Annotated in this window: 11 protein-coding genes; 6 read left to right on the top strand and 5 right to left on the bottom strand. The window is 68.6% G+C overall.

The window, feature by feature from the left end:
* Positions 1-15: 15 nt before the first annotated feature.
* The 6 genes from AUL34_RS06730 to AUL34_RS06705 all read left to right on the top strand — a co-directional run bounded on the left by AUL34_RS06730 (position 16) and on the right by AUL34_RS06705 (position 5,876).
* Positions 16-942: a histone deacetylase family protein gene (locus AUL34_RS06730; protein WP_061932517.1), complete on the top strand. Its 927-nt coding sequence runs from the start codon at positions 16-18 to the stop codon at positions 940-942.
* 33 nt (positions 943-975) lie between these two features.
* Complete coding sequence (locus AUL34_RS06725; RefSeq protein ID WP_061932515.1) at positions 976-1,245, top strand: exodeoxyribonuclease VII small subunit; 270 nt, start codon at positions 976-978, stop codon at positions 1,243-1,245.
* A 100-nt stretch (positions 1,246-1,345) separates the two neighbouring features.
* A complete protein-coding gene (dxs, locus tag AUL34_RS06720) occupies positions 1,346-3,262 on the top strand; it encodes a 1-deoxy-D-xylulose-5-phosphate synthase (RefSeq protein WP_061932513.1) in 1,917 nt (638 codons plus the stop codon).
* 10 nt (positions 3,263-3,272) lie between these two features.
* Positions 3,273-4,019, top strand: coding sequence for a TlyA family RNA methyltransferase (locus AUL34_RS06715; protein WP_061932511.1), 747 nt, complete (start codon positions 3,273-3,275; stop codon positions 4,017-4,019).
* Complete coding sequence (locus tag AUL34_RS06710) at positions 4,016-5,242, top strand: class I SAM-dependent RNA methyltransferase (protein ID WP_061932509.1); 1,227 nt, start codon at positions 4,016-4,018, stop codon at positions 5,240-5,242. The genes AUL34_RS06715 and AUL34_RS06710 overlap by 4 nt, the downstream gene beginning before the upstream one ends.
* Before the next feature lie 10 nt (positions 5,243-5,252).
* Positions 5,253-5,876, top strand: a complete 624-nt coding sequence (locus AUL34_RS06705) for a DedA family protein (protein WP_061932507.1) — start codon at positions 5,253-5,255, stop codon at positions 5,874-5,876.
* On the opposite strand, the gene AUL34_RS06700 is transcribed toward AUL34_RS06705, so the two are convergent.
* The 5 genes from AUL34_RS06700 to AUL34_RS06680 form a co-directional block, all read right to left on the bottom strand.
* A complete protein-coding gene (locus AUL34_RS06700; RefSeq protein ID WP_061932505.1) occupies positions 5,873-6,613 on the bottom strand; it encodes a crotonase/enoyl-CoA hydratase family protein in 741 nt (246 codons plus the stop codon). The two genes, AUL34_RS06705 and AUL34_RS06700, sit on opposite strands and share 4 nt — an antisense overlap.
* A gap of 8 nt (positions 6,614-6,621) precedes the next feature.
* On the bottom strand, positions 6,622-8,394 hold the full coding sequence (locus tag AUL34_RS06695) for an acyl-CoA dehydrogenase (RefSeq protein ID WP_061932503.1): 1,773 nt from the start codon (positions 8,392-8,394) through the stop codon (positions 6,622-6,624).
* An 80-nt stretch (positions 8,395-8,474) separates the two neighbouring features.
* Complete coding sequence (locus AUL34_RS06690; RefSeq protein ID WP_061932501.1) at positions 8,475-10,559, bottom strand: 3-hydroxyacyl-CoA dehydrogenase NAD-binding domain-containing protein; 2,085 nt, start codon at positions 10,557-10,559, stop codon at positions 8,475-8,477.
* 65 nt (positions 10,560-10,624) lie between these two features.
* Positions 10,625-11,908 (bottom strand): acetyl-CoA C-acetyltransferase, encoded by a 1,284-nt coding sequence (locus AUL34_RS06685; protein WP_061932499.1) that lies wholly within the window; start codon positions 11,906-11,908, stop codon positions 10,625-10,627.
* Positions 11,905-14,181 (bottom strand): acyl-CoA dehydrogenase, encoded by a 2,277-nt coding sequence (locus AUL34_RS06680; RefSeq protein WP_061932497.1) that lies wholly within the window; start codon positions 14,179-14,181, stop codon positions 11,905-11,907. The genes AUL34_RS06685 and AUL34_RS06680 overlap by 4 nt, the downstream gene beginning before the upstream one ends.
* Between the last annotated feature and the right edge of the window lies 1 nt (position 14,182).

Here is a 14,182-nt window from a genome sequence, read left to right as displayed (position 1 = left end):
CCGAGACGTTTGCCGATGATGACGCGTCTCTACCATCACCCGATCTTCGCCGAGCACCTGACGGGACCCGGCCATCCCGAGCGGCCCGAGCGCATGGCGGCCGTCGCCGCGGCGCTGGAGGCCGAGCCCTTCCAGAACCTCGACCGCGTGCTGGCGCCGGAAGGCTCCGTCGAAGCCGTCTATCGCTGCCACTCGGTGGAACACGTGCGCAAGATCGCACGCGCGACGCCGACGGAAGGGCTGGTTCGCATCGACGGCGACACGGTGGTAAGCCCGAAGAGCTTCGCCGCAGCGCTTCACTCGGTCGGTGCCGCCTGTGCGGCCGTCGATGACGTCGTGTCCGGCGATGCGCGCAACGTCTTCGTCGCCGCCCGCCCCCCCGGGCACCACGCCGAGCGCGAGACGGCGATGGGTTTCTGCCTGTTCAACCAGGCCGCGGTCGCCGCGCGCCATGCGCAGGCTGTGCACGGACTGGAACGCGTTGCGATCGTCGACTGGGACGTCCACCACGGCAATGGCACGCAGGACATCTTCTGGTCGGACCCTTCCGTCCTCTACGTTTCCACCCATCAGGCGCCGCTCTACCCCGGCACCGGCGCCGAATCGGAGACGGGTGCGGGCAACATCGTCAACGTACCGCTCGGCGAGGGCGACGGAACCGACGAATTCCGTGCCGCCTTCACCGCCAGGGTCATGCCGGCGCTCGACGCGTTCAGGCCCGACCTCGTCATCATTTCCGCCGGATTCGACGCGCATCACCGCGACCCACTGGCCGGGCTCAATCTCGTCGAAGGCGACTTCGACTGGGCGACCGGCAAGCTGCTCGAGGTCGCCTCCCGCCATGCCGGCAACCGTCTCGTGAGCGTGCTGGAGGGCGGCTACGACCTGATCGCGCTGGAGCGATCTGTCGCCGTTCACGTCCAGCGCCTGATGGTCGGCTGAAACGCGCGCTCCCGAGCGCCAAAAAGGTTCGCCATGTCCGATACAACCAACGCCCTTCCCGCCGACGACTCCGACATCCGCCGCATGAGCTTCGAGGAGGCCCTGTCGGCACTGGAGCGCATCGTGTCCGACCTCGAACGTGGCGACGTCGCGCTGGAGCATTCGATCCGCATCTACGAGCGCGGCGAAAAGCTGAAGTCGCACTGCGATCGGCTTCTGTCCGCGGCCGAGGACAAGGTCGAGAAGATCAAGCTTTCGCGTGGCGGCAAGCCCGTGGACGTCGAGCCGCTCGACCCCGCCTGACCGCCCGTCCGCCGATGGACAACGCGGCTTGAAACCGGTCTAAGAAGGCTAAAATGCAGGGTGCCGGTTTGGCCGCCGGCTCGCGCATCAGGAGAAGTTCTTGTCTCAGCGCCCACCCACTCCGCTTCTCGACCGCCTCGCCTCTCCGGCCGACCTGCGCCGGCTGCCCGAGGCGTCGCTGCGGCAGGTGGCGGACGAGTTGCGCATCGACCTGATCGACGCCGTATCGCGAACGGGCGGACACCTCGGCGCCGGTCTCGGCGTGGTGGAACTGACGGTCGCGATCCACGCGGTCTTCGATACGCCGAACGACCGCTTGATCTGGGACGTCGGCCATCAGGCCTATCCGCACAAGATCCTGACCGGTCGCCGCGAGGCGATGCGGACCGTGCGCCAGGAAGGCGGCCTGTCGGGCTTCGCCAAGCGCACGGAAAGCCCATACGATCCGTTCGGGGCCGGCCACTCGTCAACCTCCATTTCCGCCGGCCTCGGCATGGCGGTGGCAAGCGAGATGGACGGGCGACGCAACCACGTCGTCTCGGTCATCGGCGACGGTGCGATGACGGCCGGCATGGCCTACGAGGCGATGAACAACGCCGGGGCGCTCGGCGCCCGCCTCATCGTCATCCTGAACGACAACGACATGTCGATCGCCCCGCCGACCGGAGCACTCAGCGCCTATCTCGCCCGTCTCGTATCCGGCAAGACCTACCGAACGCTGCGCAACCGCGCCAAGACCGTGACGAGCCGGCTTCCGGACTTCGTGCGCGAGGGCGCCCGCAAGACCGAGGAGTTCACGCGCGGCTTCCTCACCGGCGGCACGATGTTCGAGGAGCTCGGCTTCTACTATGTCGGGCCGATCGACGGCCATGATCTCGACCACCTTCTCCCCGTCCTGAAGAACGTGCGCGATACCGGCGACGGGCCGGTGCTGATCCATGTCGTGACGCGCAAGGGCAAGGGCTATCCGCCGGCGGAGGCCAGCGCGGACAAGTATCACGGCGTCTCGAAGTTCGACGTCGTGACGGGCGCCCAGTCGAAGCCGAAGTCCAACGCGCCGAGCTACACCCGGGTCTTCGCCGAGACCTTGATTCAGGAAGCGCGCGAGGACGAGAAGATCGTCGCCATCAACGCCGCGATGCCGGACGGCACCGGGCTCGACCTCTTCGGGCAGGCCTTCCCGAAACGCACCTTCGACGTCGGAATCGCCGAGCAGCACGCCGTCACCTTCGCGGCGGGCCTGGCGACCGAGGGCTACAAGCCCTTCGTCGCAATCTACTCGACCTTCCTGCAGCGCGCCTACGACCAGATCGTCCACGACGTCGCGATCCAGCATCTGCCCGTCCGCTTCGCGATCGACCGGGCCGGGTTCGTCGGCGCCGACGGGCCGACGCATGCCGGTTCGTTCGACACCGGGTTCCTCTGCCCCCTGCCCGGCATGGTGGTGATGGCGGCTGCAGACGAAGCGGAGTTGCGCCACATGGTGCGCACGGCGGTAGAGCACGAGGACGGCCCGATCTCGTTCCGCTACCCCCGCGGCAACGGCACCGGCGTCGAGATGCCGGAACGGGGCCGGGCGCTCGAGATCGGCCGGGGGCGCGTCGTCCGCGAAGGCAGCAAGGTCGCCATCCTGTCGTTCGGCTCTCGCCTCGCCGAGGCGGTGGCGGCGGCCGAAGAGCTGGAAGGCTTCGGTCTCACGACCACCGTCGCTGATGCACGCTTCGCCAAGCCGCTCGACACCGACCTGATCCGGCAGCTGGCGCACAATCACGAGGTGCTCGTACTGATCGAGGAAGGCGCTTCAGGCGGCTTCGCAGCCCAGGTGTTGGAGTACATGGCACGTCATGGACTGATGGATCGGGGCCTCAAGGTGCGACCGATCACCATGCCGGACCGCTTTGTCGACCACGCCGCACCCGAGGCGATGATCAAGGCCTCCGGCCTCGACCGGACCGCGATCGTCGAGACCGTGTTTCGCGCGCTCGGCGACGCCGCGCAGCGCGTGATGCGGGCCTGAGCCGAACGGCATGAACGCGTCGCGCATCCGTCTCGATATGCTGGTCGCCGAACGACGGCTTCTCGATTCGCGCGCCCGAGCACGCGACGCGATCCTGCGCGGTCGGGTTCGGGTCGAGGGCGTCGTGGTGTCGAAGCCCGGTCAGGCCGTGGACGAGGACGCGCGGGTCGAGCTGGACGACCCGGCCGCCGCCTACGTATCGCGCGCCGCGCTCAAGCTTCTCGCGGGGCTCGATGCATTCGCCATCTCGCTGGACGGACTGAATGCGCTGGATATCGGCGCATCCACCGGGGGCTTCACGCAGGTTCTTCTGGAACGGGGCGCAAGGCATGTCGTCGCCGTCGATGTCGGCCACGACCAGTTGCACACGAGCTTGCGCGAGGATGCCCGCGTCACCAATCTCGAAAGCCTCAACGCCCGCGATCTCGAACGCGCCCATCTGGGCGGGCGTCGCATCGGGCTCGTCGTGTCGGACGTCAGCTTCATCTCGCTTCGGCTGGCGCTTCCGCCGGCGCTTGCCCTTGCCGAGCCCGGCGCGCATGCCGTGCTTCTCGTGAAGCCGCAGTTCGAAGCGGGACGCGAGGCGATCGGCAAGGGGGGGCTTCTGCGGGACCCAGCCCGGGGCCCTGAGATCGCAGGTGAACTGTCCACCTGGCTGGACGCCCAGCCGGGCTGGCGGTCGCTCGGCGTCCATCCCTCGCCGATAGCGGGCGGTGACGGCAATGCGGAATTTCTTCTGGCGGGAGTGAAGGCGTGAGCGAGCAGGTCGCGATCGATGCGCTGGGCACGCGCGGCGACGGGATCGCGCGCGAACCGACGACCGTCTTCGTGCCGTTCGCCCTGCCCGGCGAGCGGGTGACGATCGAGCGCCAGGGCGGCCGCGGCCAGCTCCTGTCGGTGGACGAACCCTCCCCCGAGCGCCAAGCGGCGCCCTGCCCGCACTTCGGCCGCTGCGGCGGCTGCGATCTGCAGCACCTCAGCGAAGGGCTCTATGCGGGCTTCAAGCGCGATCTCGTGGTCGACGCGCTGGCCCGCGAGGGTCTGTCGCCGCCGATCGCACCGCTAGTGCCCTGCGCCCCCGCCTCGCGCCGCCGCGCGGTCTTCACCGCCGTACGCGCCGGCCCCCGCATCCTCTTCGGCTTCCACGAGGCGCTCAGCCATCGCATCGCGCCGATCGACACCTGTCTTGTGGTAGTGCCCGAGATCGTCGCGCGGCTGAAGCGTTTCGAACGACTGGCGACGCTGCTCATCGACCGCAAGCGCGAGCTGCGGATGACGGTGACGCGCACACAGACCGGCCTCGACGTCGCCATCGAGCAGACGGCCAAGCTATCGGCTGAGCTGCGGCAGGCGACCATCGGCTGGGGCGCGGAGGACCAGGCTGTCGCGCGTCTCTCGGTCGACGGGGAGACGCTGATCGAGAACCGTATGCCGATGGTCGACGTGGCCGGCGTCCCCGTTCCCTTCCCGCCCGGCGCCTTCCTCCAGGCGGTAGCGAAGGCGGAAGACCACATGGCCGAGCTGGCGCTTGCCCATCTCGCCGATACGAAGACCGTCGCCGACCTCTTCTGTGGCTTCGGCGCCTTCACGCTGCGCCTCGCGCGCCGCCACGCCGTTCATGCGGCGGAGTTCGACGCGCCGGCGCTCGACGCCCTCGAGAGAGCCCGGCGTGGCGCAACGGGGCTCAAGCCGATCAAGGTCGAGCGCCGCGACCTGTACCGAAGGCCGCTGACCATCAAGGAACTGGCCAAATTCGACGGCGTGCTATTTGATCCGCCGCGCGCGGGCGCCGAGGCACAGGCGCGGGAACTGGCGGGATCGAGCGTCAGGCGGATCGCGGCGGTCTCCTGCAATCCGGTGACCCTTGCGCGTGACGCCGCCATTCTGGTCGCGGGCGGCTACCGGCTCCTGTCCGTGACCCCGATCGACCAGTTCCTCTGGTCGCATCATGTCGAGGCGGTGGCGCTCTTCGAGCGCTGAAGGCAGGGCCATGCTGGAGACGATCACCGGTTTTCTTCAGGACTACGGCTACGGCATCCTGTTCCTGTCGATCTTCCTGGAATCGACCGGCCTGCCCTTCCCCGGCGAGAGCATCCTCATCGCCGCCGGCATCATGGCCGGCCACGGCCAGCTCAACGTATGGGGCGTCTTCTTCTCCGCCTGGATCGGCGGAACGCTCGGCGACAACCTCGGATACTGGCTTGGCCATCGCTACGGGCGCCGCTTCGTCACGCGCTACGGTCACAAGATCGGGCTGACGGAGGAGAAGTATCGCTATGTCGAGGAGCGTTTCAAAACCGTTGGCCCGCCGATCGTCCTGATCGCACGGTTCATCCTGCTCCTGCGCCAGGTGTGCGGCTTCGCCGCCGGCACCCTCCGCTTCCCGTGGTGGTCGTTCCTCTTCTACAACGCGCTCGGCGCCGCGCTCTGGTCCGGCGCCTACGGGTTCGGCTCGTACATCCTCGGCGACAGGATCGACACCTACCTACACGGCAGCCCTTGGGCTTACGCCGCGATCGGCGCGGTCTTCCTGATCCTCAGCGGCGGGACCGTGCTCCAGTTCCGGCGCAAGCTGAAGGCGCAGCGCGCCACCGAAATCGAGAAGGCACCCTAGCCGCGCTTCAGGAACGCCGCGAAGGCGGCCTGCGCTTCCGGCGAGCGGAGACGATCGCGGAAGTGGTCCGCTTCCTCGGCGATCCGCTCGCGTACCGCGTCCGGCGCCGTGCGCAGAAGCGCCCGTCCGATCCTGACCGCTTGGCGCGGCTTGGCCGCAATCCGGCGTGCCGCAGTCTGTGCGTCGCCTTCGGCGCTCTCCCCGACCGCGTAGATCAAGCCTGCGGACAGCGCGGTATCCGCGTCCCAGGTCTCGCCCATGACCAGCAGCGCGAAGGCGCGCTGGTGCCCCATGGCGAGCGGACCGAGCAGGCTGGAGGCCGCTTCCGGCACGAGGCCAAGATCGGAAAACGGCGTGCGGAAGATCGAGCGCGGCGTGGCATAGACGAGGTCGCAATGGAGGAGCAGCGTCGTGCCGATGCCGATCGCAAGACCGTCCACGGCCGCGACCATGGGCTTTGCGACGGCCGCCAACGTCTCGAGGAAGTCCACGAGTTCCGCCATCGGCCGTTCGGCATCGGCGAAACCCGCGAAGTCGGCGATGTCGTTGCCGGCCGAGAAGGCGCCGGGCACGCCGGCAAACAGGATGCAGCCGACCGTCTCGTCCCCGTCCGCTTCATGCAGGGCAGCCGCCAGGGCGCCGTACATCGCGCGATCGATGGCGTTCTTCTTGTCGGCGCGTTGGAGGCGGATGCGGCAGACGCCGTCCGCCACCTCGACGGTCACATGCTCGCTCATCACCGTCCTCAGTTCAGCGCGATGGTTGCCGAGCGGAGGCTCTCGCCGCCCTCCAGCACTTGCGCCGTCAGCGCGTGGACATCGGGTAGCAGGGTCTCGGCCATGAAGTGGGCGAGCGCGGTGCGCGCGGGATCGTCGAGGTCCGCCAGGGCGCCTTTCGCGAGGTAGCAGTTGCCCACCGTCAGGGAGAACAGGCGCTGATAGGCGGTCGCGCCGGCCAGCGCATGGCTGGTCTCGCCCTTCGCTGTCCATTCCAGCAAGCGTTCCGTCGCCTCGCGAAGCGCCGCGATGGCGTTGTGAAGCCGGTCGGCGGTGCGGCCGAAGTCCGGCCGGTTGCTGCGCTCGACGGCGAGGGCGATCTCCTCGAGTTCCGCAATGAAGGCGCGCACGGTCTCGCCGCCCGACAATGGCAGCTTGCGCGTCACGAGATCGATCGCCTGGATGCCGTTGGTGCCCTCGTAGATCGGGGCGATGCGCGCATCGCGCAGGAGGCGCGCGGCCCCCGTCTCCTCGACGAAACCCATGCCGCCGTGAACCTGGATGCCGAGCGAGGCGACCTCGACGCCGACGTCGGTCGGGAAGCTTTTGGCCATCGGCGTCAGGAGGCTCGCACGCTCGGCCCAGAAGCGCTTGTCCTCCCCGCCCTGCCGCGAGCGGTCGATCGCGTGGCCGCAGGAATAGGCGATGGCGCGGGCCGAGCCGACAAGCGCCTTCATCGTCAGGAGCATTCGTGCGACGTCGGCATGCTCGACGATCGGCGCCATATCCGTCGCGCCCTTGACCGACGAACGGCCCTGGCGGCGCTCGCGGGCGAAATCCAGCGCCTTCTGGAAGGCGGCTTGCGCCACGCCGAGCCCCTGGATGCCGACGTAGAGACGAGCCGAGTTCATCATCGTGAACATGCAGGCGAGGCCCTGGTTCTCCTGGCCGACGAGCCAACCGACCGCACCGGCCTCGCCCGTCTCGCCGACACCGTCGCCGTAGACCATGGTGCAGGTCGGCGAGGCGTGGATGCCGAGCTTGTGCTCGATGGACTGGCAGAACACGTCGTTGCGAGCGCCCAGCGTGCCGTCGGCGTTGACGAGGCGCTTCGGCACCAGGAAGAGCGAGATGCCCTTCACCCCCGCCGGTGCGTCGGCAAGGCGCGCGAGGACGAGATGGACGATGTTGTCCGTTAGATCATGCTCGCCGAAGGTGATGAAGATCTTGGAGCCGAAGATCCGGTAGGTGCCGTCGTCGCGGCGTTCGGCCCGCGTGCGCAGGGCGGAAAGGTCCGACCCCGCCTGCGGCTCGGTGAGGTTCATCGTCCCCATCCACTCGCCGGAGACGAGCTTGTCGAGATAGGTGGCACGCAACGCCTCGGTCCCGTGCGCCTCCAACGCGTCGACGGCACCTAGCGTCAAGGTCGGGCCGATGCCGAAGGCCATGGATGCGCCGTTCCACATCTCGTAGATGGCCGCCGATAGCGAGGTCGGCAGTCCCTGCCCGCCATGGTCCACCGGGCCTGTAAGGCCATTCCAGCCGCCGTCCGTCCAACGGTGGTAGAGATCGCGCCACCCGGGCGGCATGGTGACCGCGCCATCGCGCCAGACCGCTCCGATCCTGTCGCCGGCCGCAGCCAGCGGAGCGATCTCGCTCTCGGCGAAACGCCCGGCTTCGTCGAGGATCGCGGCAAGGAGATCCGGCGTCAGGTCCCCCGCCGTTCCAGCCGCCATGGCCTCGCCCAGCCCAGCGACCTGTCGCAGCGTGAACCCGATCTCACTCACCGGTGCCCGATACATCCGTCGTCCTCCCGAACGAAAACCGTCGCCAGATCGCTACCGGATTTTGACGTGAACGTCAAAGTTTACGGCATGAAACGTTAGATGCGGTCCCACCCCGGATCCGGCCGGAAGCGTGGTCCATGCACCATTTCCAACTCGCGCAGCCGGGCGATCACGGCATCTACGCCGCGCTCACGCGCATAGCGGATCGGTCCGCCGCGGAAGGGCGCGAAGCCGGTGCCGAAGACCATCGCGCCGTCGGCGATCTCCTCGCTTTCGACGACGCCCTCGCGCAGGCATGCGACCACCGTGTTGACCATGGGCAGGATCAGGCGGTCGAGAAGATTGGGATCGTCGGCGGAGCCATCCGGCAGAGCGTCGACATGGATCTTCTTCGGCTTGCCCGCTTCGTCGTAGTCGTAGAGGCCGGAGCCCGTCTTCTGGCCGAGCTTTCCCTCGCGAACCATCTGGTGCAGCCAGCCCGGCATCTCGGGCAGCGGCATGCCGAGCCGTTCGGCCAGCGTCTGGGCGACTTCGACGGCGATGTCGAGGCCGACGCGGTCTGCCAACTCGACGGGCCCCATCGGCATGCCGAAGCTCTCAGCCCGCGCGTCGATCCGCTCCTTCGGCACGCCCTCGGCGACCATGAGGATGGCCTCGGCGATGTAGGGCGTCAGCGCGCGGTTTACGAGGAAACCGGCCGTTGGCTTCACCGGGGCCGGCAGGCGCGATAGCTCCGCGACGAAATTCGTGGCGCGACGCAGCGTCTCGGGCGAAAGGGCGTCGTGCTTCACCACCTCGACGAGCTGCATGCGCGAGACGGGATTGAAGAAGTGCACGCCGACGAAACGGGAGGGATCGGCAAGCACGCCGGCAAGATCCGGCAGCGGCAGGGCCGAAGTGTTTGTGGCCAGGATCGCCCCCGGCTTCATCCGCGCTTCGGCGTCCCGCAGGATCGACTGCTTGAGTTCCAGGCGCTCGGGCGCCGCTTCGATCACGAGATCCGCGCCCGCGATGCCGAGCCCGCCGGGATCGGGGACCAGTCGGTCGAGCGCGTCGCGCACCTTCAGCTTGTCCCGCAACGTCTTGTCCAGCATCGTCGCCGCCTTGCGCAGCGCCTGCCCGATCGGCTTGGCGTCGATGTCGGACAGCGAGACCCGAAAGCCCTCGCGCGCCGCCCAGGCGGCAATGTCGCCGCCCATTGCACCCGCACCGATGACGTGGACGCGCTTGATGTCGGACGGGCCGTCCTTCAACCCGCGCATGGCCTCACGCAGAAAGAACACCCGCACGAGATTGCGGGAGGTCGGCGTCTCGATCAGGTCGGAAAAGCTTTCGAGTTCGGCCGCGCGCATCCGCTCGGGGCTGCCGCCATGCTTCTCCCAAAGGTCGATGAGGCGGAACGGTGCCGGGTAGTTCTTGGGTTTGGCCGCCTTGGCCGCTTCCGCCCGCATGCGCCGGGCGACGAGGCTGCGCGCCGGACGAAGGGCGAAGGCGCGTCCCTTCCAGCCGCCCCGTGCTGGATGCAGTTCGCCGCCCACAGCGGCGCGCACGGCGTTGAGGACGTGCCGCTCCTCCACCACCGCGTCCACCAGACCGATCCGGCGCGCACGCTTGGCAGGTGCGGCCTTGCCGGTCAGCATCATCGTCATCGCCTCCAGAGGATCGGCGACGGCGAGGGAACGGAAAGTGCCGCCGAGTCCCGGATGAAGCCCCAGCATCACCTCGGGAAAGCCGAGCGACGCATTCGCGACGGCGATCCGGAAGCGGCACGCCAGCGCGAGCTCGAGGCCGGCGCCGAGGCAGTGCCCGTGGATCACCGCGATCGTCGGCACGGGGAGCGCCGCCAATCGGTCGAGCACGCGATGCCCCTCGCCCAGCATCGCGGCGATCTCGGCCGTCGCGGCATCGAGGAACTGCGCGATGTCGGCGCCGGCGGCAAAGCCGGAGGGCTTGGCGGAGCGGATCACGATGCCGCGGGGCGGCGCGGCCTCCGCCGCATCGAGGAGAAGGCTGAGGTCTTCGAGCACGCTGCGATCGATCGTGTTGACCGACTTGTCCGGCCGGTCGAGCACCCACCACGCTATGCCGTCCTCGTCGATGCCGCTGCGCCAGTTGCCCCGACGCTCGGCGTCCACGGCAACCGAAAGCTCGATCGCGTGATCGGCCAGCGTGTCGAGCATTCCGGCGAGTTCACGAATATCGGATTGCGGCACGGACGCCTCGGGATTTCGCAGGCGAGCGGCTTTCATGCGGCCTCCAGAAGCAGTGCACCGCCCTGCCCGCCGCCGACGCATTGGCTGGCGATGCCGAAGCGCGTGCCGCGCTTGCGCATGGCATTGGCAAGATGAAGCGTGATGCGGTTGCCCGAGGTGCCGACCGGATGGCCGAGCGCGATCGCGCCACCGTCGACGTTGAGCCGGTCCGGCGCGATCTCGCCCGCCGCCCCGTCGAACCCGAGCACCTCGCGCCCGACGCGCACGTCGGCGAGCGCTCGCACGCAGGCGAGGACCTGCGCGGCGAACGCCTCGTTGATCTCGAAGAGCCCGATCTCGTCGAGGGAAAGCGCGTTCTCCTTCAAAATGGCCGCGATCGCCACCACCGGGCCGAGGCCCATGATCGACGGATCGAGCGCGCCCCAGCGGCAGTCCACGATCCGTGCAAGGGGCGTCAGCCCATGGCGCGCCACGGCCTCTTCGGACGCGAGGATCGTCCAGCTTGCGCCATCGGTGATCTGCGAGGAGTTGCCGGCCGTGACGTTGCCGAAGGGCCGCTCGAAGACGGGTTTCAGATTGCCGAGCGTTCGCGCGCTGGAATCAGGCCGCACGCCATCGTCGCGATCGAACACCGCGCCGTCGCGCGCGAAGGCCGGCACGACCTCGCCCGCCAGCGTGCCGTCGTCCTGCGCGGCGGCAAGGCGGCGATGGCTCTCGGCGGCGTATTCATCGGCCTCGCGCCGGCTGACGCCGAAGAGATGGCCGACCTTTTCGGCTGTCTGACCCATGTTGAGATCGGTGATCGGATCGGTCAGCCCGCGCTCCAGGCCAATGACCGGCTTCAGGAAGCCGGGCTTGAGCCCCGACATCGCCTTCAGCCGCGCGCTCGTCGATCGCGCGCCGTTGAGGCGAGCGAACCACTGGACGGCATCGCCGCTCAGAACGAGCGGCGAATGGCTGAGCGCTTCCGCGCCGCCGGCCAGCGCGATGTCGGCCCGCCCATCCGAGACGGCCCGCATCGCGTCATCGATCGCCAGCATTCCGGAGCCGCAATTGATCTGAACGGTGTGAGCCGGCACCGTATCCGGCAGGCCGAGACGCAATGCGGCGACACGGGCCGGGTTCATCTCGTCCGCGATCACGTTGACGCAGCCAAGCACGACGAGGTCGATAAGAGCGGGATCGAAGCGTTGACGCATCAGGAGCGGGCGTCCGCACTGCACGGCCAGATCGACGGGCGTGAACGGGCCGGGCTTGCCGCGCGCCTTGATGAACGGCGTTCGGGCCCCGTCCACGAGATAGACGGCTCGGGTCATTCGGCGGCCTCCGCGCGGGTGTCTTGCTGGTGACGTTCGGTCGGCGGCTCGCGGTGCTGCGCGGCGATCGGTGAGACCATCTCCATCGGGAAGCTGTCCACCGCGATGGCGCGCGCCACCGCCGCTTCCGCGATCTCCAGTTCCCCGAATTCCTCGGCGGTGATGATGCCCCGCTCCAGAGCGGCCCTGGGGTCGCGCAGCTTCGCCTCGCGCATGCGCTTGGCGATCGCGGCGGTCTCGGTCACCCGAGCGAGAGCCTCTTCGAGGACGGCGACCGGATGGTCGGGCCGCCCTTCGCCGAGATAGAGATCCGGCGTCAGGCGGTCGCGCTGCGAGGACGGACGCATCAGGATCTCGGCGACTTCGGTCACCAGTTCGTCTGCCGGCGGGCGCAGCGGCACGCCGAGTGGGAAGGCGACGATCCGCGCGCCCATCGCGGCCCAGCGGGCCGGCAGGTTGGCGAAGACGCCCGAAAACGCGAGGCCCATTCGGTTGAAGCCACGCTGCATCACGAACTCGACGATCGGCTTGTCCATTTCGGGCCGCCCGTCCGTCTCGAAGCGCTTGAGCGTCGCGCCGAGAAGGTAGAGTTCCGACAGGATGTCGCCGAGCCGCGCGGAGATCATCTCCCGCCGCTTCAGGCTTCCGCCGAGCGTGAGAAGCGCAAGGTCCGCCAGCATCGAGAAGGTCGCGGCATAGCGCGACAGCTGGCGCCAGTGGCTGGTGAAGGCCGAGCCGCGCGGCGCCGGCGCGGCCAGACCGCCCGTCCAGCCGAACAGGAGGGTCCGCAGAAGGTTGGTGGAGGCGTGCCCGACATGCTTCCAGAAATGGCGGTCGAACTGCGCCAGCCCCTCCTCCCGGTCGGGATTGGAAAGCGCGCGCATCTCGTCGAGCATGTGCGGATGGGCGCGGATGGCGCCCTGGCCGAAGATCATCAGGTTGCGCGTCAGGATGTTGGCGCCCTCCACCGTGATGCCGATCGGCACGGACCGGTGGGACGAACCGATCGGGTTGGCGGGTCCGTCGATGATCGCCTTGCCGCCCATGATGTCCATCGCGTGGGCGACGGACTTGCGCATGAGCTCGGTGGCGTTGGACTTCATGATCGCCGAGACCACCGATGGGCGATGCCCCTCGTCGAGGGCCGCGACGGTGAGCCGGCGCGCGGCGTCGACCTGATAGGCGTTGGCGGCAAGCTCGGCCATGGGCTCCTGGATGCCCTCGAACAGGCCGATGGGCAGTCCGAACTGCTGGCGGATGCGGGCGTAGGCACCGGTCATGCGCGCCGTCATCGCCGTCGCGGAGGCGGCCTGCGAGGGCAGCGAGATGCCGCGGCCGGTCGCCAGCGCCTTCATCAGCATGGTCCAGCCTTCGCCGATCTGCGCCTCGCCGCCGAGGATCCAGTCCATTGGGATGAACACGTCGTCGCCGTAGAGCGGGCCGTTCTGGAAGAAGGTGAATTGCGGGATGTGCCGGTCGCCGTGCCGCACGCCGGGCGTCGTCGTCGGGATCAGCGCGACCGTGATGCCGAGTTCCTCGCCCCGGCCGAGATGGTTGTCGGGGTCGAAGAGCTTGAAGGCGAGCCCCATCACCGTCGCGACAGGGGCGAGCGTGATGTAGCGCTTGGCGAAGTTGAGGCGGATGCCGAGGACGCGTGCCCCTTCGAACTCGCCGTACTCCACGACGCCCCGGTCCGTCATCGCGGCGGCGTCGGAGCCGGCGCGGTCGGAGGTGAGACCGAAGCAGGGGATCTCGCGCCCATCGGCCAGGCGCGGCAGCCAATGGTCGCGCTGCGCCTGCGTGCCGAAATGCAGCATCAGTTCGCCGGGGCCGAGCGAGTTCGGCACCATCACCGTGACGCCGACCGCGACGCTTGCCGACGAGACCTTCCGTACGACCTCCGAATGGGCCGTGTTGGAGAAGCCGAGGCCGCCGTATTCCTTCGGAATGATCATCCCGAAGAACTTCTCGCGCTTCAGGAAATCCCACATCTCCGGCGGCAGATCACGGTCCTGCCACACGATCTTCCACTCGTCGATCATCGCGCAGAGTTCGACGACCGGGCCGTCGAGGAAGGCCTGCTCCTCGTCCGTCAGCCTGGCCGGCGGCATGGCGAGCAGTCGGTCCCAGTCGGGCGCGCCGCTGAACAGCTCGCCGTCCCACCAGACCGTTCCTGCGTCGATCGCCTTGCTCTCGGTATCCGAGATCGCCGGCATCGCGCCTTTCGCCCAGCGAAAGATCGGACGGGTCAACCTGTCCTTGCGAAACGACATG

The organism is Aureimonas sp. AU22 (assembly GCF_001463745.1).
In the GTDB taxonomy this organism is placed as follows: domain Bacteria; phylum Pseudomonadota; class Alphaproteobacteria; order Rhizobiales; family Rhizobiaceae; genus Aureimonas.
Note: the sequence above shows the minus strand (reverse complement) of the source record. Positions and strands in the feature narration are given on the sequence as shown.